Source organism: Planktotalea sp. (assembly GCF_018607995.1).
Taxonomy (GTDB): domain Bacteria; phylum Pseudomonadota; class Alphaproteobacteria; order Rhodobacterales; family Rhodobacteraceae; genus Planktotalea.
In genome coordinates this window covers 1-18057 of sequence record NZ_JABBAL010000015.1, presented here as the reverse complement: position 1 = coordinate 18057, position 18057 = coordinate 1, and the positions used below count along the sequence as shown (strand labels likewise).

At 52.6% G+C, this 18057-nt stretch carries 17 protein-coding genes and 5 pseudogenes; 10 read left to right on the top strand and 12 right to left on the bottom strand.

The window, feature by feature from the left end; translation table 11 throughout:
* Positions 1-22: 22 nt before the first annotated feature.
* Positions 23-187 (top strand): annotated as a pseudogene (locus QZ280_RS16215) (transporter substrate-binding domain-containing protein); the annotation flags it as partial.
* A gap of 48 nt (positions 188-235) precedes the next feature.
* Here QZ280_RS16215 and dapD read toward each other — a convergent pair.
* Positions 236-1063 carry a 2,3,4,5-tetrahydropyridine-2,6-dicarboxylate N-succinyltransferase gene (gene dapD, locus QZ280_RS03995; RefSeq protein ID WP_293441248.1) on the bottom strand — a complete coding sequence of 276 codons (828 nt, stop codon included), beginning with the start codon at positions 1061-1063 and terminating at the stop codon, positions 236-238.
* Positions 1064-1194: 131 nt separating this feature from the next.
* Between dapD and QZ280_RS03990 the strand changes: the two genes are divergently transcribed.
* Positions 1195-2040, top strand: coding sequence for a TIGR00730 family Rossman fold protein (locus tag QZ280_RS03990; RefSeq protein ID WP_293441247.1), 846 nt, complete (start codon positions 1195-1197; stop codon positions 2038-2040).
* A 3-nt stretch (positions 2041-2043) separates the two neighbouring features.
* Complete coding sequence (gene speB / locus QZ280_RS03985) at positions 2044-3003, top strand: agmatinase (protein ID WP_293441246.1); 960 nt, start codon at positions 2044-2046, stop codon at positions 3001-3003.
* 40 nt (positions 3004-3043) lie between these two features.
* Here the strand turns inward: speB and QZ280_RS03980 are convergent, their stop codons facing one another.
* Entirely contained in the window at positions 3044-3526 is a 483-nt protein-coding gene (locus tag QZ280_RS03980; RefSeq protein WP_293441245.1) for a GNAT family N-acetyltransferase, read from the bottom strand.
* An 84-nt stretch (positions 3527-3610) separates the two neighbouring features.
* Between QZ280_RS03980 and QZ280_RS03975 the strand changes: the two genes are divergently transcribed.
* The gene (locus QZ280_RS03975; protein WP_293441244.1) at positions 3611-3955 is read left to right on the top strand and encodes a DUF2794 domain-containing protein; all 345 of its coding nucleotides are present in this window, start codon (positions 3611-3613) and stop codon (positions 3953-3955) included.
* Here the strand turns inward: QZ280_RS03975 and QZ280_RS03970 are convergent.
* From QZ280_RS03970 to QZ280_RS03960, 3 genes are all read right to left on the bottom strand, one after another.
* Entirely contained in the window at positions 3952-4770 is an 819-nt protein-coding gene (locus tag QZ280_RS03970; protein WP_293441243.1) for an NlpC/P60 family protein, read from the bottom strand. The two genes, QZ280_RS03975 and QZ280_RS03970, sit on opposite strands and share 4 nt — an antisense overlap.
* The gene (locus tag QZ280_RS03965) at positions 4767-6152 is read right to left on the bottom strand and encodes a leucyl aminopeptidase family protein (protein WP_293441242.1); all 1386 of its coding nucleotides are present in this window, start codon (positions 6150-6152) and stop codon (positions 4767-4769) included. Before QZ280_RS03965 ends, QZ280_RS03970 begins: the two co-directional genes overlap by 4 nt.
* A gap of 104 nt (positions 6153-6256) precedes the next feature.
* Positions 6257-6637, bottom strand: coding sequence for a hypothetical protein (locus tag QZ280_RS03960; protein ID WP_293441241.1), 381 nt, complete (start codon positions 6635-6637; stop codon positions 6257-6259).
* A 144-nt stretch (positions 6638-6781) separates the two neighbouring features.
* Here QZ280_RS03960 and QZ280_RS03955 point away from each other — a divergent pair, with 144 nt between their 5' ends.
* The 3 genes and pseudogenes from QZ280_RS03955 to QZ280_RS03945 form a co-directional block, all read left to right on the top strand.
* Complete coding sequence (locus tag QZ280_RS03955) at positions 6782-7432, top strand: carbonic anhydrase (RefSeq protein WP_009830820.1); 651 nt, start codon at positions 6782-6784, stop codon at positions 7430-7432.
* Between the two features lie 70 nt (positions 7433-7502).
* A pseudogene (locus QZ280_RS03950) lies at positions 7503-7952 on the top strand (sodium-dependent bicarbonate transport family permease); the annotation flags it as partial.
* A gap of 4 nt (positions 7953-7956) precedes the next feature.
* A pseudogene (locus QZ280_RS03945) lies at positions 7957-8247 on the top strand (transcriptional regulator); the annotation flags it as partial.
* A 10-nt stretch (positions 8248-8257) separates the two neighbouring features.
* Here QZ280_RS03945 and QZ280_RS03940 read toward each other — a convergent pair.
* From QZ280_RS03940 to QZ280_RS03915, 6 genes are all read right to left on the bottom strand, one after another.
* On the bottom strand, positions 8258-8701 hold the full coding sequence (locus QZ280_RS03940) for a DUF2799 domain-containing protein (RefSeq protein WP_293441240.1): 444 nt from the start codon (positions 8699-8701) through the stop codon (positions 8258-8260).
* 215 nt (positions 8702-8916) lie between these two features.
* Complete coding sequence (locus QZ280_RS03935) at positions 8917-9939, bottom strand: aspartate-semialdehyde dehydrogenase (RefSeq protein ID WP_293441239.1); 1023 nt, start codon at positions 9937-9939, stop codon at positions 8917-8919.
* 115 nt (positions 9940-10054) lie between these two features.
* Positions 10055-11224 (bottom strand): MFS transporter, encoded by a 1170-nt coding sequence (locus QZ280_RS03930; protein WP_293441238.1) that lies wholly within the window; start codon positions 11222-11224, stop codon positions 10055-10057.
* A gap of 154 nt (positions 11225-11378) precedes the next feature.
* Entirely contained in the window at positions 11379-12494 is a 1116-nt protein-coding gene (locus QZ280_RS03925) for a CaiB/BaiF CoA-transferase family protein (protein WP_293441237.1), read from the bottom strand.
* The gene (locus QZ280_RS03920; RefSeq protein WP_293441679.1) at positions 12491-13036 is read right to left on the bottom strand and encodes a DsbA family protein; all 546 of its coding nucleotides are present in this window, start codon (positions 13034-13036) and stop codon (positions 12491-12493) included. The genes QZ280_RS03925 and QZ280_RS03920 overlap by 4 nt, the downstream gene beginning before the upstream one ends.
* Positions 13037-13098: 62 nt before the next feature.
* Positions 13099-13605 (bottom strand): DciA family protein, encoded by a 507-nt coding sequence (locus QZ280_RS03915; protein ID WP_293441236.1) that lies wholly within the window; start codon positions 13603-13605, stop codon positions 13099-13101.
* 94 nt (positions 13606-13699) lie between these two features.
* Between QZ280_RS03915 and mutY the strand changes: the two genes are divergently transcribed.
* Positions 13700-14791 carry an A/G-specific adenine glycosylase gene (mutY, locus tag QZ280_RS03910; RefSeq protein ID WP_293441235.1) on the top strand — a complete coding sequence of 364 codons (1092 nt, stop codon included), beginning with the start codon at positions 13700-13702 and terminating at the stop codon, positions 14789-14791.
* Positions 14788-15883, top strand: a pseudogene (locus QZ280_RS03905) (alkane 1-monooxygenase). Before mutY ends, QZ280_RS03905 begins: the two are co-directional and overlap by 4 nt.
* A gap of 140 nt (positions 15884-16023) precedes the next feature.
* On the opposite strand, the gene QZ280_RS03900 reads toward QZ280_RS03905, so the two are convergent.
* Positions 16024-17616: a choline dehydrogenase gene (locus QZ280_RS03900; RefSeq protein ID WP_293441234.1), complete on the bottom strand. Its 1593-nt coding sequence runs from the start codon at positions 17614-17616 to the stop codon at positions 16024-16026.
* A 110-nt stretch (positions 17617-17726) separates the two neighbouring features.
* Here QZ280_RS03900 and QZ280_RS03895 point away from each other — a divergent pair.
* A pseudogene (locus tag QZ280_RS03895) lies at positions 17727-18057 on the top strand (TRAP transporter substrate-binding protein DctP); the annotation flags it as partial.

Below are 18057 nucleotides of genomic sequence, written 5' to 3'. Positions count from 1 at the left end.
AGTACAACGCCAAGGCAAAGCCCGCGTAATAGAGCGCACGTATCGTCCTAAGAATTACGGAATTGTTCTAAGCAGCGGCAGCCTGCTGAAAGAAGAGATCGATCAGGTTCTGTTGAAATTCCGCGTGGATGGAACCTACGACGACCTGCTCAGAAAGTGGTTCGGCAATATTTACTCACCTAATTAAAGGCTAGACAGCAAAGGCACCGATCACAGCGCCTTTGCCTTTGTTGATTTAGTCTCGCAGCAACTCGTTAATGCTGGTCTTGGAGCGCGTCTGCGCATCAACACGCTTCACAATCACCGCACAATACAGGTTCACGCCATTCTTGCTTGGCATGGAACCCGCAACAACGACCGAGCCCGCTGGCACTTCGCCATATGTGAATTCACCTGTTTCACGATCAACGATCTTGGTGGACTGGCCGATAAATACGCCCATGCCAAGGACGGAGCCTTCGCGCACGATGCAGCCTTCAACAACCTCAGAACGCGCACCGATGAAGCAGTTATCTTCAATGATTGTTGGACCCGCTTGCATTGGTTCCAAAACACCACCAATGCCGACACCGCCGGAGAGGTGCACGTTCTTGCCGATCTGTGCGCACGACCCGACGGTAGCCCAAGTATCAACCATCGTACCTTCATCGACATACGCGCCGAGGTTTACGAAAGATGGCATCAAGACCGCACCCGACGCGATGAAGGCGGACTTACGAACAATACAGTTTGGAACAGCGCGAAACCCCGCTTCTTTCCACTGATCGTCGCCCCAGCCTTTGAACTTGCTATCAACCTTGTCCCACCAGCCAGCGCCTTGTGGGCCACCACTTTGCTGCTCCATATCTTTGATACGGAAGCCAAGGAGAACGGCCTTCTTGGCCCATTGATTCACGTGCCAGTCGCCACTCGCCTGCTTTTCAGCAACGCGAAGCTTACCACCATCAAGTGCGTTCAGCGTATCTTCAATCGCCTCGCGCTGCTCGCCTGTGGTGGCGGGTGAAATGGTGTCGCGTGCCTCCCAGGCCGCTTCGATGGCAGTTTCTAGCTGTGCATTAGACATGGAATTCCCTCGCTACATTGAATTTGCGGCTTTAGACAACAAAGTCCCCCTTGGCGCAATCGCGATCGTGTCTGGCAAGGTGCACAATGGCTCGTTAGACATGACATAAGCCGATTTAAAGGACGTGAGACATGAAAGACGATAAGAAAAGCCCCTTCCGCGATGCAGGCACAGACCGCCAAGCAACCGAGCAAGTGCCAGATACGCCACAAACCCGCGCACCTGCCTACAAGTTGGCTTTTGCGGATGAGGATTTCTTGTGTCGCGACGAGCTACGCTCTGTGCGTTTGCAATTGGAATTGCTCAAGCCTGAATTGATCATGGATGAGCGCGGGATCGAAAGCACGATTGTGCTCTTTGGTGGCGCACGTATTCCAGAGCCTGCGAATAAGAGCTCTGCAAGGACCAAGACTTTGGCGGGCCTGTCAAAGTACTACGATCAAGCGCGCAAGTTTGCCCGTGTAATGACCGAAAAATCGATGAAGTCCTATGGCAAAGAAGATGTTATTGTCACAGGTGGTGGACCCGGTGTGATGGAAGCGGGAAACCGTGGTGCGATGGATGCGGGTGGTTCGTCCATCGGTTTAAACATCGTACTACCCCACGAGCAGGCCCCCAATGAATACGTCACGCCGGATCTGTGCTTCAACTTCCACTATTTCGCGATCCGCAAGATCCATTTCCTTATGCGCGCTAAAGCGATTTGCGTGTTTCCAGGTGGGTTTGGCACACTGGATGAAACCTTTGAGGCTTTGACGCTCATTCAGACGGGACGCATGCAGCGGGTTCCTGTTCTGCTTTTTGGTCGCCAGTTCTGGGAGAACATTATCAACTGGAATGCTTTGTCCGAAGCGGGTACGATTTCGGCAGAAGATCTCGACCTGTTCCGTTTTGTTGAAACAGCTGAGGAAGCAATTGACGCGATTGAGAACTGGGATGGCGCGGGCGAGCGTCGCGGCGAAATTCCAGGGAGATAAGAGATGTCCGAGAATGACTATGAAACGGGTCGTTTGAACCTGCCCTTCGTGGGTATTTCGACCTTTGCCAAGAAACCTTATGTGGCGGATTGGGATGCGATTGACGCGGACGTAGCTGTTCTTGGAGCGCCTTTTGATTTCGGCACCCAGTGGCGCCCGGGAGCGCGTTTTGGGCCACGTGCTGTGCGCGAAGCGTCGACTTTGTTCAGCTTTGGCCACGCGGGTGCCTATGATCACGAGGATGACGCCACATATTTGGGTAGTGACGTGCGCATCGTGGATATTGGCGACGCGGATATTATTCATACCAAGACCACCGAAAGCCATGCCAACATTGAACACGGCGTGCGCAAGGTTTTGGAAGCGGGCGCACTGCCGGTGACCATTGGGGGTGATCATTCGATCAACATTCCCTGCATTAATGCGTTTTCTGAGCAAGAGCCATTCCATGTCGTTCAAATCGATGCGCATTTGGATTTCGTTGATGAACGCCACGGCGTCACCGAAGGCCACGGCAACCCCATGCGTCGCGCGATTGAGAAGCCCTATGTCAGCGGCATGACCCAACTTGGCATTCGCAATGTGTCGTCCACCGCGAAAGAAGGCTATGAGGATGCACGCGAGCGTGGGTCTGACATTTTATCTGTGCGACAGGTGCGCAAATTGGGTACAGAGGCTGTTTTGAATCGCATCCCAAAGGGTACGCGGATCTATGTCACAATCGACATTGACGCCTTTTGCCCCTCTATCGCCGCGGGAACGGGCACGCCAAGCCATGGCGGGTTCCTTTACTACGACGTCCTACAGATCTTACAAGGATTGGCCGCGCGCAATAAGATTATAGGGATCGACCTTGTTGAAGTTGCGCCCGCTTATGACCCAAGTGAGAGTACGCAGATTTTGGCGGCGCAACTATTGTTGAATTTTCTCGGATTTATCTTTCATGCCAAAGCGCAGCGCTAGGAATGATATGAGAATTTGAGTTTAAAGGGCATGATGAAGCCTACAGTGTTCTGAACATCACAAGCGCATCAATCATCCCGTCCTTGGGGTGCTTGAATGCGTGCGGTAAGCGGCCCACAGTGTCAAAACCAGCGCGCGTCCAAATGTCGATGGCGCGGGTATTGTTGGACAGCACAAAATTGAATTGCATCGCCTGATAGCCTTTCGCTTTCGCGCGGGTGAGCGCATCGGTGAGCATTGCGCGCGCGACGCCCTTGCCAGCAGAGTTCGGCGCGGTGATGAAGCCACAATTACACACATGAGCGCCACCGCCTTGGGCATTGGTTTTCAAGTAGTAAGTGCCAAGTCGCTCGCCCTTCTCTTCAATCACTAAGCAACCTGCATCTGCTCCCGTCCAGTAGCTTAGCGCGTCTTGCTCTGAAATTTCTGGGTCAATGGCATATGTTTCGCCACTTCGAAACACGGGTTTCAGCATCGTCCACAGGTGGTGGTGGTCTCGTTTCTCAACAGCTCGGATTAGCATTGTTCTTGCTTTCTTGTTTCTGCTGGATCGGTACGGTTTTAAGAGATGCTTGATTTAAATCCAAAACGGCGCAAATGTGAAGCTATGACCGATCAAACTCCCATTCCATTGCATCCTAGTCCTGCGCACATGCAGGTGGCTTTTCATCGCACCGAACTCGGACTAATCATGTCGCTATACGGGCAGATGGTCGCGGCTGGCGAATGGCGCGATTACGGGATTTCTTGCCTAAAGGACTTGGCCGTGTTTTCCGTGTTCAAACGCACTGCTGAGAACCCACTTTATCGGATCGAAAAGTGCCCCAAACTTCGCAATAAACAAGGGCAGTATTCAGTCGTTGGGATGGACGGGCAGATCCTAAAACGCGGCAATGATTTGCGCGTAGTGTTGCGCGTGCTTGAACGCAAACTCATCCGTGCGGTTGACTAAAGACGCACATGACGCGTGACGTCGCCGTCGCCTTGGGCGGCAATACGCGCAAGCGCAACATCCAAACCCTCCAACACCACAGACATATGATGTGCATTCGCGTGGATCAGCGTTTTAGTGTCCGCCAACATCGCTACATGGCCTTTCCAAAACAGCAGATCGCCCGCCTTTGGATTGCCGCTGGCTGTGCACCCAAGACTTCGTTCTTGCAAATCACTATCGCCAGCGCAGTCTATCCCACAGGCCATCAACGCGACTTGAACCAGCCCCGAACAATCAATCCCAAAGCGACTGTTGCCACCCCAAAGATAGGGCGTTCCCAGAAACAGACGCGCGATTTGCGCTGGGCTGCGCTCGACCTCGCCAATCTCTTTCAAATGTCGTCTTGGTATATAGCCCTGCGACGTTTGCGCAAAACGTGCGTGCATTTCTATGACCGCGATCTTGGTACCAAAGCTTAGCGCATCTTGGTCACGGGACTTGAATTTTCCTTCTTCATAAAGATGGCTGGAGGGCGCATTGATCCAATGGGTCGTGGTCTCTATAGCACTGATTTGCGCGCTCTGAAGGTATCCACAATAGCCATCTTTGTCGGCTTGCACAAAAGACCAGCCTTCCCGATCTTCCAACACGTTCAGTGTTTCGCCCATCAGCAACTGGCGATCCCGTGGGCCATCCGGCGCGCGTAAAAGATCGGCAACTGGCACCGATACCTGACGCACCGCCCCTTTGACATAAGCGTCGGCAGGAACCGTATCGCGCAACATTTCAGCGGCGACACGACCATTTGCAGGGGTAAGGCGTGGATCGCTCACAGGTCTAGCAATTTTGGCAGTGCCGCGAGTAGCGCCCGAGACGCTTGGCCTACGCCACCTTTGGGGCGTGCTGGCGCGCTGCTGGGTTGCCAGCCGTAAATATCAAAATGTATGTAGTTAGGTGTTTCAGTTGCAAAGCGACGCAAAAACAAGGCCGCCGTGATGGAGCCTGCAAATCCACCCTTAGGCGCATTGTCGAGGTCCGCGATGCCAGGTTCGATCATCTCCTCGTATGGATCCCAAAACGGCATGCGCCAAACCGGATCCTGCACCTGCTTTGCAGCAGTTTCCAAGGCCGCAGCGCTAGCGTCGCTTTGAGCATAATAAGGTGCAAGATCGGGGCCCACTGCGACGCGGGCCGCGCCCGTCAGTGTTGCCATTGAAATAATCGCAGTAGGGGTGTCTTCATCCGCCAAGGCCAGCGCATCCGCCAAAACAAGGCGGCCTTCCGCGTCTGTGTTGTTGATCTCAACCGTGAGCCCTTTGCGTGAGGTCAAGATATCCTGTGGGCGAAACGCATCCGCACTGATGGAGTTTTCAACCGCGGGCACAAGCACGCGCAATTGCAAAGGCACATTCAGCGACATGATCATATGCGCAAGTCCAAGCACGGTGGCCGCGCCGCCCATATCCTTCTTCATCAACCCCATGGAACTGCCCGGCTTTAGGTTCAAACCGCCCGTATCAAAACACACACCTTTACCAACAAGCGTTAGCTTTGGCCCTGCCTTGCCCCAGCGCATATCAATGAGCCGAGGGGTACGTGACGCCGCGCGACCAACTGCGTGTATCATCGGGAAGTTCTGCGCGAGGAGATCATCGCCCTCGATGACAGTGATGTCAGCGGCATGTGATTTCGCTAAACTTCGTACGGCTTCTTCTAGGTCAGGCGGCCCCATGTCAGAGGCGGGCGTGTTGATCAGATCTCGCGTCAGCGCTTCGCCTGCTGCAATCGCTTCCAACTCTGTTGCGTTTGCTGAATCAGGGCATATCAGATCGGCTTTTGCACCGCTTTGAGATTTGTAACGATCAAATGTGTAACCTGCGAGGAGCCAGCCCAAAAGTTCAACATTCAGGGCGTCGTCATACAAATCTGTGACCAAATGAAATGTCTGCTCAGAAAGCGACATACGTGCACGCGCTAAAGCAAAGCGGGAGCGTGATCTTGCAGTTTGCGTTCCATATCCGACAAGAGCGCCAGCACTCTCCCCCGCCTCAGATGGATAAGTCACAGATGCCCCAAAACCGGCTGTAAAGCCGCTTGCACGTACCCAATTTTGAACTTGGCCTGGCTGATCTGCCAACCACTTTTTCAAACCATCGCCAGAAACCAACGTTAAGGGCAAACTGGGTGCATCGGGCTTTGCAAATTTCAGGGACATGGGTGCATTCTCATGATGTTTACGAATGCTGCCAAGCTATCTGCTTCGCCCTGCCCTGCAAGCACCGAATTCAATGCGCGCCAAATCTTGCCAATCCTTGCGCCTTAAATCGGAATATCCTGCATGTCCCAGATAGCTATCAAAGACTGATCAGAGTTGCGCAAAAGTCGCGAGGATGTCGCGCCTAGAGCCACCCAGTCATTCATGTCGATGCAGGTTATGACATCTTTTGAGACCCGCGAGAGCGTGTTCAACCCGACCTGATCCGCAATCGTAATCAAGGATCGAATGGTCCGTCGCAATTCTAGTGTCGCGCCTGCCGCATATAGCTTTTTGCTTTGCTTGATGCGGATCGCCATTTCTTCCATTGCGCGGCAGAACACATTGTCCGCCACATCCTCACCCAGCTTTGTATAAAGCAGTTCAAGTTGTTCTGCATCTAAGCGCACGCTTTCGCGCGGCAGCATTGGTGTTATCTGTTCCATTGGCTCACCCCGAATTCGCCCCCACGGCCAAACCTCTATGAGACAACGTTCTTCCCAAAAGGTTTAGGCAGCGCGCTTTTTTCTCTCGAAATTCTTTCAAATTCAGCGTATCGCGGATGAAACGTGAATGAAGGGGCGTTACCGATGAGCTATGCTAAACCGCTACCCAGTTACCTTGTCCAACGCTATCACGGCTGGAAAGCGACGACCCACTCGGAAAATCGTGCCTGGTACAAGCGACTTGCGAATGAAGGCCAGCGCCCGCGTGCAATGGTGATTTCATGCTGCGATAGTCGTGTTCATGTGACGTCAATTTTTGGCGCAGACCAAGGTGAATTTTTCATCCACCGTAATATTGCCAATCTCGTACCCGCCTACGCACCCGACGGTGATCATCATGGCACGTCCGCAGCTATTGAATATGCGGTCACTGCGCTGAAAGTGGCACATATTATCGTACTTGGGCATTCCAACTGCGGTGGCATTCAAGGCTGTTTAGACATGTGTACTGGGAATGCGCCCGAGCTTGAGAAATCGAGTAGTTTCGTTGGCCGGTGGATGGATATTCTGCGACCTGGTTACGAGCGTGTGAGCCAAGAAAACGACGCAGCTTCATTGCCGACCGCGTTGGAAAAAGAAGCCGTTGTCGTGTCACTAGAAAACTTGATGTCCTTTCCTTTCATCGAGGAGGCCGTCACATCTGGAGAACTTACCCTTCATGGGCTTTGGACTGAGATTGGGGAAGGTACTTTAGAATGCCTTGATTCAAATACGCGAGAATTTTCACCGCTTTAATTTTTCATTCTCTTTTACAAGTACCATTTAGCTAAAAATCACCTGAAAAAGGTATTTGTGCGCATTAGGAGTTCTGTTGATTGGTGCGTTCTTGATCGGAATAATCACCGGTGAAGACGGCCTGAAAGAGATCGCCCCCCTCTTGATTACGCCATTCAAAGGTGTGCTTTGCCCCCTCCTTCTTGATATGGGCTTTATCGCAGGACGGGGCCTGCGCAAAGGGCGCGGCGTGCTTGATGCGGGCGCGATCGCCTTTGGTATCGTAATGCCAATGATTGGAGCCATATTCGGTCTTGGCGCAGCTGTGTTGCTTGTACTTGCCCTAAGCAGTGCACTGTTGCTGATGGTGCTAAGTGCATCCACCTCCTACATCGCGGTGCCCGCTACAATGCGTATCGCTCTGCCTGAGGCAAACCCATCAGTTTATCTCACGCTCTCTCTTGGTGTGACCTTCCCTTTCAATCTTATCATTGGCATTCCACTTTATCTTGCGCTTGCCGCTATCGTTATCGGAGGCTGATGCGATGCAAACCCACGAAGCAAAACGCGTTGTTATTATGATTGAAAAAATCATGCTCTCGCGCCTGACAGATGCGATAGAAAAAGCAGATGTTTCTGGCTATTCTATTTGTCTTTGGCGGATCTGGTCGCTCTGGCACTTGGACACGCGAAGACAACATCGGGCGCGGCGATGGCATGGTGCAGGTTGCCTGCACCATCAAGCCTGAGCGCTTGGATACGTTGCTCGACTCAGCATTTGAAGTGGTTGACGCCATATCGGTGTCGTGACGATCACCGACTGCGAAGTGCTACGGCAGAGCGTTTCTAGGGCGCTGCTATCAAAGAACGTTTCAGTTCCAACAAACGAATCCACTGCGATAGTGTTCTGCTTTCTTGCAACAAAAACGCACGCGCTTCACTACTGTCCTCAGCCACCACACGACGGTCAATTTCATCGATCTTATATTGCGCCTGTTCGATATCATCTGTGAGTTCGTGAAACTCCAATCCATTGCTGTTAGCAGCTTGTAGCGCGCTCATTTGCGAAGCAGGGCAGACGGGCCGAAGCTTGTTGCCTTTCTTACCCTCAGAGAAGGCTTTCGCAGGAACACAATATGCTGGCAGCCCTCTTTGGCGTCCTTTTTCCCAAAGACTTTGAACTGGACTTACTCCCGTTTTCGAACAGGCCTTCGCATGCTTTTGCAAGTAATCACTGGTGCGCCCATTGGTTCCGTCGCGAAACCCAATTTCTTCCCAATTGTCGTTCAAACATTCTTCTTTGCTGATGGTCGCACAGGCTGAAAGGCTTAGAAGAAGACTTATGATAAATGGGACTCGCATGGGCTGTCCTTGCATTAGTGAACACGCGCTTAGCCAAAACCACTTTGCAGTTGTTATGCAATATCACCGGCTTTGAAACAGCATCGGTCACAAAAAACCCCGCCTTAAAAAGGCGGGGTCCTCAGGAATGCTCTTAAGAGCGTTCAACCCTTCTTCAGCACACGATTGCCAAGCGTTTCGGCGATCTGCACCGCGTTCAGGGCAGCACCCTTGCGCAGGTTGTCAGACACGCACCACAGGTTCAAACCATTGTCGATTGTGCTGTCTTGACGAATGCGCGAGATAAACGTCGCATAGTCGCCAACGCATTCAACGGGCGTGACGTAACCACCGTCTTCACGCTTGTCGATCACCATGACGCCAGGCGCTTCACGCAGGATGTCGCGGGCTTCGTCTTCATCAAGGAAATCCTCAAATTCGATGTTCACAGCTTCAGAATGGCCAACGAACACTGGGACGCGCACGCAGGTCGCTGTGACTTTGATGGAAGTGTCGACGATCTTTTTCGTCTCCGCGACCATCTTCCATTCTTCTTTAGTTTCACCGCTGTCCATGAACACGTCGATATGTGGGATCACATTAAACGCAATCTGCTTGGTGAAAGTCTGTGGTGGTTTGTCATCTGTAGGATTGTAGATCGACTTGGTCTGATCCCACAGCTCGTCAGCACCGGATTTACCAGCGCCAGACACCGATTGATACGTGCTCACTACAACGCGCTTGATGCGCGCGCGGTCATGCAAAGGCTTCAACGCCACAACCATCTGCGCCGTAGAGCAGTTGGGATTCGCAATGATGTTCTTCTTTGCGTAGTCGTGAATCGCCTCTGGGTTCACCTCTGGCACGATCAAAGGAACGTCAGGATCATAGCGATAAAGCGAGGAATTATCGATCACAACGCAGCCCACTCTCGCAGCGACAGGTGCGTATTTCTTGGTCGCTTCAGAACCAACCGCAAACAGCGCCATATCCCATCCCGTGAAATCGAACGTGTCTAAGTCTCTCGTCTTCAACGTTTTTTCACCAAAGCTGACTTCCGTACCCATAGATTTACGGCTTGCCAATACGGCTAGCTCATCCACTGGGAACTGACGCTCATCCAGGATGTTCAACATTTCACGGCCCACATTACCGGTGGCGCCAACGACGACGACTTTATACCCCATCGGGTCTCTCCTTTACGGGTTGTGAAGGCACGCGGGCGCGTACCAACGGGGTCGCTATACGCGTAAGTGTGACCTTGGAAAAGAGGGGATGCCCTGCGATGTAGAAATTGTGACTTTAATCGATGCGATCTTCGCTAAACGCATAGATCAAAATGCCGATGGCAAGCATCGCTGCGAAGAATAGGAAAATCATCTGATAGGGATCCGCAACATTAGCCGCATTTGGTGCCAAGGACGCGTGCATTCGGCCGGAGATCAATTGCCAAATCCCAACACCGCCAATGCCAAACAAGTTCATCAAAGTCACGCCACGCCCTGCTAAATGCGCAGGAACGAACGCGCGTCCATGTGCCATCAACAAAGGGAAGGACACGCCGAAGAAACCAGCCGCTGCAAAGAGCGCAACCGCGCTCCAATAGCCTTTCGCGATGCCAAGACTCAGCAACAACACAAAAAGAAAAGCCATCGCATTGCCAAACAGCGCCACCCATTTTCGCGTGCCAAACATACGGTCAAGTGGTCCATATGCGAAGGTTCCAACAATCATCGCAACACCCATCCAAAGGCTCGCAAAGCCAGCATCACCGCCAAAGACATCCGTGACATAGGGCCCAATCCAAAGCCCTCTCATCGCGCCAGCAGGAGCGTAGTAAACCACCATCAGCGGAAAGATGAACCAAAGCGCGCGGATCTTGAACAGATCCAATACCGAACCTTTTTCATCACTCTCCATAACAGGTGGATCTTTCAGCACTAGCCAAAGGCCCACGGCAATTAAGACTGTCACCGCCGCTAACGCCCAAAGCGTCTCCCGCCATCCAAACACGTCAACCGCCCAGGTCAAAGGCACAGACCCAGCAAGATTTCCAAGCGATCCAACCCCGATCATCACAGCACCCAAGGTCGCGAACATCTTGGCCGGATACATCCGCGCGAAGACAAAGAAGCTGGCCATCAAAACAGGCGAACACCCAATACCGATCAAGAACATCGCTATGTTGATATGCGTTGGCGTTGTAGCAAGCGCGAAAACAGCCGCACCCCCTGCGCCGCCCAAAAGCAACAAAGTAGCCGAGGTGCGTCGCGGCCCGTGCGTGTCAAGCGCCCAACCCACGGGAATTTGCATCACAGCGAAGGACAAAAACCACAATCCAGATGCTGTCGCCAACATATCAGGCGTCGCCCCGATATCAGCGCCCAAAACATCCGTAAGGACCGCCAGAAATGCACGATAGAACTGGCTTAGCACATAGGCCAAGCATAAGAGAACCAACCCAAATCTCATCAATCTTGCCCCTTCAGCCACCACCAACACGTCAGTGACAGATTAGCGCGCAGCCAACAAGAACCTGTACTTCTTTGCTCCATAAATAACTCGGGCAGTGCGAGGGGCTGGCCCCTCGCCTACATCGGATTGCCAAAGTCAATTCGAATACCAACTACGCGTCATCCTCGCCCAATTTGGGCGAGGCCCGATGCAAAGCTAATTTTGCATCCGAAAACACAAAGGGCGATCGCACAGACGGAATGCCATCCAACTCAATCTGCATGCCGCGCGCTTTGATTTGCGGATCGTCTAGCATCTCACCCATATCATTGATCGGCCCGGCGGGCACGCCGTGTGCTTCGCAAGCGGCTAGCAGGTCCGCTTTTGATATCTCGGACGTGCGCACAGTCAAAAGCCGCGTCATTTCATCCCGATTGGCGATACGATCGGCATTGGTCGCGAAACGCGCTTCAACACCCATCCCTTCAACACCAAGCAGCAAACACAAACGTTGGTACTGCGGGTCATTTCCTGTGGCTATGATAATGTAACCATCCGCGCAATCGAACACTTGATAGGGTGTCAGGTTCATATGCGCATTGCCCATCATCCCTGGCGCGTCACCCGTCGCGAGATAGTTCATCGCTTGGTTCGCAGTCACCGACGCTGCGACATCCAACAAAGACATATCAATATGCTGCCCTTTGCCTGTCGTTTGGCGCTGAAAGACCGCCGCCAAGATACCAGAGACAGCATAGACGCCAGTAAAAATATCCGTAATCGCAACGCCTGATTTTTGTGGCTGACCACCCGGCTCACCCGTGATGGACATCAGTCCAGACATACCTTGGATGATAAAATCATAGCCCGCACGATGTGCATATGGACCCGTCTGGCCAAACCCTGTCACAGAGCAATAGATCAATGCGGGAAACTCTTCCTTCAAGGTTGCGTAGTCCAAACCGTATTTGGCCAAACCACCGACTTTAAAATTCTCAATCAGGATGTCCGCGTCAGCCAACAGCGCTTTTAACTGCGCTTGGCCGTCTTCCGTACGAAAATCAATTATGACTGACTTCTTCCCGCGATTACAAGAATGGAAATAGGCGGCAGAGGTATCGCCCTCACGTTCGATAAACGGTGGACCCCAGCGACGTGTATCATCGCCTTGAGGCGCTTCCACTTTTGTCACTTCTGCGCCGAGATCAGAAAGGGTCTGGCCAGCCCAAGGGCCAGCCAGTATGCGCGCCAATTCGACGACTTTCAGGCCCTTAAGAGGAGCGTTCATTCCGCCAATTTTTCCTTGATGATCGCGGAAAAATCAGCGTAGTTCATGTTTGAATACGGTTCACCATTGATCAAAAATGATGGGGTCGAGCGTACATTGTCACGCTCTGCGTTCTCTTGATACCAAGCGACCAAAGCCTGCGCGTTGTCTGCGTCTTCAAGGCATGCATTCAACTGCGCCTCGTCCATTCCACCTTTGAGACCGATCTTGCGAAGCTCCGCGACAATCGCCGCAGGATCACCCGCGCGCGACCAAAGTGATTGTTCTTTGAACAGCAGGTCCGTCATGCCGAAGAAACGATCCGGTCCCGCGCAGCGCGCGATCATTGACGCCCAAAGACCGAAGCGATCGAAATAGACTTCGCGAAAAACAAATTTCACTTTACCCGTGTCGACATAATCCTTCTTCAAATCCTTGTAGGGACCTGCATGGAAAGACGCGCAGTGTGGGCAAGTGTAGGATGCGTATTCGATGATCTCGACTTTCGCATCAGAGCTGCCTTGCATCATGTCGGCGATGTCGCCTTCTTGTGCAGTTGCCATGCTTAGGCTGAATAGAACCGCAGCAGCGGTGGTGACTAGGGTGCGAAGCATTCGGCTTCTCCTCAATTTTGTGATTTGGTTAATACGTTTTGCGCAAGCCGCTCAAGGGCGTTGCGCAAATCATCGCTTTTTACACCGCCAGCTGATTGCGCAGCGGCGGCTTTGATTTCGGGGGACGGCTCTGGTTTTCTAGGGGCCACTGGGCGATCAAATACAGCGCGCCCCTCTGCAAAACCAGTCGGGGCAGTTTGCGTGATTTTCACGCGACTGATCGCGTTATAACCATAGACTGCATTCACTTTGGCGCGGATCTGTTCCTTTTGCATTTCCAACATCGGCGCTTGGGCACCTGTCGTGAGAAGCGTCAAAGTCGCGCCAAACCCTTGGCGGCCGAAGCTCACATTCACAGGGCGCGCAATGGATGAAACGTCTTCGCCAACCACCTCTTCCCAATGGGTCAAAAGACGGGACTGCGCAAAGCCACGGGACTCGGACGCTTTGCGAATGCGCTGCGTCAGAAGGCTCGACGTACGAGCAAATCCTTTTGAAGGTGCGCGGCGCTGCGCCATCGAATCTGTCCTACCTTGCATTTTATCTCTCTCCGCTATCTTAGAGGGCGACGCGCTGGGTTCCAGCAAAACCGAACAAACAGGTATATAAACATTGCGTGAGATCGCCGACCCCTCGACGCTTTTAGAATGGTATGACCATAATGCGCGCCTCATGCCGTGGCGCGTTAGCCCACAAGACCGGCGTGCGGGAGTACAACCTGACCCTTACCGCATCTGGCTGTCAGAGGTGATGTTGCAGCAAACAACCGTGGCGGCCGTCAAGGAATATTTCGTGCGTTTCACGCAACGCTGGCCGAGCGTGACAGATTTGGCCGCTGCCAAAGATGCCGATGTCATGGGCGAGTGGGCCGGGCTTGGGTATTATGCGCGAGCGCGCAATCTGTTGAAATGCGCGCGCATAATTGCGGATGAGTACGATGGTATTTTCCCAAATACGCACGCAGAGCTTTTGACGCTTCCGGGCATTGGCCCTTACACCGCAGCTGCCGTGTCTTCTATCGCTTATGATCTTCCTGAAGCCGTGCTCGATGGAAATGTAGAACGTGTGATGTCGCGGCTTTATGATATTCACACGCCGCTTCCGACATCTAAGCCCGAGTTGATGGAACTTGCCCAAGCGCTTACGCCACAAAAACGCGCGGGTGATTATGCGCAAGCTGTGATGGATCTTGGGGCGACAATTTGCACGCCAAAGAACCCTGCTTGCGGGTTATGTCCATGGCGTAATCCTTGCATTGGTCAAGCGGCTGGCACGCATTTGGGGCTGCCAAAGAAGGTACCAAAAAAGGCCAAGCCGATCCGCAAAGGCATCGCTTATATTGCGAAGCGGGTGGACGGTGCATACTTGCTGGAAACGCGCCCCAATGCAGGGCTACTTGGCGGTATGCTCGGCTGGCCCGGCACTGACTGGATCGAGGGCGAACCTACAGAGAAACCCCCAATGAAGGCGCAATGGAAAACGCTTGCTGGCGAGGCACGTCACACGTTCACCCATTTTCATCTGCGCTTGGTGGTTAAAACTGCGCTGGTACCGATGGATCGTGCATCAGAAGCTGGCGATTTTGTGCCTTTGGAGGATTTTTGCGTGTCCGATTTACCAACCGTGATGCGCAAAGTCTTTGATTTGGCCTCAGATGCGCCTAAAATCGGCCGTACGCTCAGCGCTAAGAGCAAAACGACATGATCTCATCTGAAACAGCCGCAAAAATGCAAAGCGCATTGCCCTTTTGGTTGTCGTTCTTGTTGATCCCCGCGATCTGGCTTGTGGCGTTTTCTGGTGGATGGTGGGTTTTGGTGATCCCTGTGATGACACGGTATCTGTTCACCGCGCTTGATATCATTGGCGGGCTGAACCTTGAGAAGGTCGGTCTTGGAACTGAAGAGGAACAGCTGTCGTGGTATGTCCTGCTAATGCAGTGTTTGGGTGCCTATCCAGTTTCTGACAATCTTTGGCTTGATCTATTATGTTGGCCAAACCGAGCATTTGGGGACTTGGGAAAAGATCGGTCTTTTCCTTAGCGTCGGTGTCGGCTCAGGCACGATCGGGATCAACTACAGTCACGAGTTGATGCACCAAAAGAACAAACGCGAGCGTTGGTTGGGCGATACTCTCTTGGCGATGGTGCTTTATTCGCATTTCCGGTCAGAACATCTGCTGGTGCATCACCGCTACGTTGCGACCCCGCGCGATCCAGTTACTGCGCGTTATGGGGAAGGGTTCCATCGCTTCTTTCCACGTGTTTTGCGCGAATGCTGGCACTCAGCCTTCAATGCTGAAAAGGTAATGCTTGCGCGGAAGGATTTGCCTTGGACGGACCTAAGTAACCCGTTTTTCAAATATTGGGCGCTTCAAATTGGATTCTTGCTATTGGCCTGCCTGCTTGGTGGCTACGCTGGTCTTGCCCTATTCATTTTCCAATCTTTCGTGGCGATCTGGCAGTTAGAGCTGGTGAATTACGTTGAACACTATGGGTTGACCCGCAAACATCTGGGCGAGGGTAAGTACGAACACGTACAGCCGCGCCAATCTTGGAATGCAGCACATAAGACATCGAATTGGTTGTTGATCAATTTGCAGCGCCATTCGGATCATCGCTACAAACCTGACCGTCGCTTTCCGTTGCTGCAGAATTATACCAAGGCTGATGCGCCACAACTGCCTTACGGCTATCCCGTGATGACAATGGCGGCGATGTATCCGCGTTTGTGGAAGAGGATCATGAACCTACGAGTGCAGCGTTGGCGGGAGATTTATTATCCCGAAATTACTGAATAGCGCGCGTATAACAAAGCGTTGAGCATGATGCCGAAATAGGGATTGCGCCGCGTGCCGCGCCGCTATGTTAGGGGCACTGCCCCTTTTGACCAAAGGCCAATTCAACCCCGGGATATTTAAGGAAAAGGGCAGCTTGGGGTTCAAGCGTTCAGGATCAGATCGCTTGCCTTTTCACCGATCATGATTGCAGGCGCATTTGTGTTGCCACTGACGATTTCCGGCATGATCGAGCAATCAGCAACGCGCAGCCCCTCGATCCCATGCACACTTAGCTTGTCATCTACGACCGACATAGGATCACAGCCCATTTTGCAGGTCCCTGTCGGGTGATAGATTGAGGCCGTGTTGTTGCGCACCCAATCCAGCGTTTCATCGTAGTTGTCGATATCGAGGGATGCATGCGGGCGGAACTCTTCGGAGATCTTAGAAGCAAGCGGTTCTTGCCGCGCGATGGTGCGCGCGATGTTGACGCCTGCCACGGCTGTGCGGCAATCGGTTTCCGTCGAAAGGTAATTCGGATGGATCGTCGGATACGCCATCGGATCGGCGCTTATCAGTTTGATCTCGCCTTTGGATTCAGGACGCAATTGGCAGACAGACATGGTGAAGGCCGAGAACTTATCCGCGCCTTTGCCGGGGTTCTCAGCAGAAAGTGGCTGGACGTGAAACTGGATATCAGGCGTTTCCAAATCATCGCGGGTTTTCAGGAACCCGGTCGCAAGGCTTGCTGCCATCGTCATTGGCCCAGAACGTGATGTGATGTACTTGAGGCCAATCTTGGCCTGCCCAAACATGGAACCGACCTCATCATTCAACGTTGGTTCGTGAGACTTATAAACAAGGCGCGCTTGCAGGTGATCTTGCATATTCTTGCCAACACCTTTGAGCGGCGCAACGACCTCGATACCGTGCTCGGCCAGTTGTTCAGGATCGCCAATGCCGGACAACATCAAAAGTTGCGGCGAATTGATCGCACCACCAGAGATCACAATCTCTTTGCGCGCTTTGACAATCTGATCTTTACCAGAGCGGTCTTTGTAGCGGATGCCCGACGCGCGCTTCCCTTCAAAAAGGATATTCTGCGCTTGGGCATGTGTGATGATGGTCAGGTTTTCACGCGATTTTGCCGGACGCAGAAACGCGGCAGCGGAAGAACACCGCAAACCATTTTTAGCTGTCAGCTGAAAGAAACCAACGCCTTCTTGATCGGCCCCGTTGTAATCTGGATTGAACTTGTAGCCTGCTGCTTGCGCGGCTTCGACCCAAGCGTCTGTGATTGGGCGCTGGATGCGCATGTTGGAGACCGAAAGTTCGCCTTGATCACTATGAAACGCATCTGCACCACGCTCATTCGCTTCTGAGCGTTTGAACAAGGGCAGTACATCGTCCCAACCCCAGCCGACATTGCCCATCTGACGCCAGCGATCATAGTCCTGCGATTGTCCGCGCACATAGAGCAAACCGTTCAGCGAAGAAGAACCACCTAATACCTTACCACGTGGCCATTCGATGGAACGCCCGTTCAAGCCTGCGTCAGGTTCTGTTTTATAACACCAATCAACCTTAGGATTATGGATGGTTTTGAAGTAGCCGACTGGAATGTGGATCCAAGGGTTCGAATCTTTGCCACCTGCTTCGAGCAAAATAACCTTATTCTTAGGGTCTGCGCTTAGGCGATTTGCGAGAACACAGCCTGCTGAGCCTGCTCCAACAACAATAAAATCCGCTTCCACAGGAGGCCCTCCAAAGATCAATTCAAAAAAACTCTATGCAAATTCGATATTGTAAGCTAGCCTTTTTTTGAAACAAAATGTCTCATTAATTAGCAAACCGGGAGATAGCTATGAGCACAAGTAACAAAATCAACCACCTAACACGTCGGGACCTGTTTAAGGTTGCCGGTCAGTACGGCATGAGCTCCACGCTTATGGCAGCAGGTGCCTTCGGCGGCGCGATGAGCCTTGCAAACTTGGCGTCTGCAGCTGAGTCCACATACGAGAAGCGCTTCGCAAAAGAGCCTAAGCACACGCTTAAGTTCGGTGCGGCTGGCTTTAACGCACGTAACCTTTTGATCGAGCGTGCTGGCGCTCTGGAATTTGCGCGCGATCTCGAATCACGTTCCGACGGTGAGATTCGTGTTGAGTTCATCGGCGACAACCAGATCTGTGGTCAGG

Coding starts and splice junctions, on each gene's coding strand:
- dapD (WP_293441248.1), bottom strand. CDS start 1,063: ATGTCTAATGCACAGCTAGAAACTGCCATCGAAGCGGCCTGGGAGGCA.
- QZ280_RS03990 (WP_293441247.1), top strand. CDS start 1,195: ATGAAAGACGATAAGAAAAGCCCCTTCCGCGATGCAGGCACAGACCGC.
- speB (WP_293441246.1), top strand. CDS start 2,044: ATGTCCGAGAATGACTATGAAACGGGTCGTTTGAACCTGCCCTTCGTG.
- QZ280_RS03980 (WP_293441245.1), bottom strand. CDS start 3,526: ATGCTAATCCGAGCTGTTGAGAAACGAGACCACCACCACCTGTGGACG.
- QZ280_RS03975 (WP_293441244.1), top strand. CDS start 3,611: ATGACCGATCAAACTCCCATTCCATTGCATCCTAGTCCTGCGCACATG.
- QZ280_RS03965 (WP_293441242.1), bottom strand. CDS start 6,152: ATGTCCCTGAAATTTGCAAAGCCCGATGCACCCAGTTTGCCCTTAACG.
- QZ280_RS03960 (WP_293441241.1), bottom strand. CDS start 6,637: ATGGAACAGATAACACCAATGCTGCCGCGCGAAAGCGTGCGCTTAGAT.
- QZ280_RS03955 (WP_009830820.1), top strand. CDS start 6,782: ATGAGCTATGCTAAACCGCTACCCAGTTACCTTGTCCAACGCTATCAC.
- QZ280_RS03935 (WP_293441239.1), bottom strand. CDS start 9,939: ATGGGGTATAAAGTCGTCGTCGTTGGCGCCACCGGTAATGTGGGCCGT.
- QZ280_RS03930 (WP_293441238.1), bottom strand. CDS start 11,224: ATGAGATTTGGGTTGGTTCTCTTATGCTTGGCCTATGTGCTAAGCCAG.
- QZ280_RS03925 (WP_293441237.1), bottom strand. CDS start 12,494: ATGAACGCTCCTCTTAAGGGCCTGAAAGTCGTCGAATTGGCGCGCATA.
- QZ280_RS03920 (WP_293441679.1), bottom strand. CDS start 13,036: ATGGCAACTGCACAAGAAGGCGACATCGCCGACATGATGCAAGGCAGC.
- QZ280_RS03915 (WP_293441236.1), bottom strand. CDS start 13,605: ATGGCGCAGCGCCGCGCACCTTCAAAAGGATTTGCTCGTACGTCGAGC.